Source organism: Mesorhizobium sp. M1A.T.Ca.IN.004.03.1.1, assembly GCF_003997555.1.
Lineage (GTDB): Bacteria > Pseudomonadota > Alphaproteobacteria > Rhizobiales > Rhizobiaceae > Mesorhizobium.
In genome coordinates, this window is the sequence record NZ_RZTV01000692.1 from 1 (window position 1) to 254 (window position 254).

Here is a 254-nt window from a genome sequence, read left to right on the forward strand (position 1 = left end):
GGAAGAATGGAAAGTTGATCAAGCGCTTGACGAGAAGCATGTTGACCACGGTGGAAATCAGGCCCGTCAACACGCGCGCATAAACGACGCCAGGAAGCCCGGCCATCATGAGACCAGCGATGATGATGGGAACGCGAACCACCAGCATCTGCGTGTCGCGGATGAACAGCATCTTGGTATGGCCCTTTGCCATGCCCAGCGGCTGCACGAGCGAACCCAGGGTCTGCAGGGCGAAGACCGATGCGAGCGCCTGG

The 254-nt window shown here is 59.4% G+C and carries 1 pseudogene; it reads right to left on the reverse strand.

The annotated features are described in order from the left end of the window. Positions 1-254 (reverse strand): annotated as a pseudogene (locus tag EOD29_RS33435) (lipopolysaccharide biosynthesis protein); the annotation flags it as partial.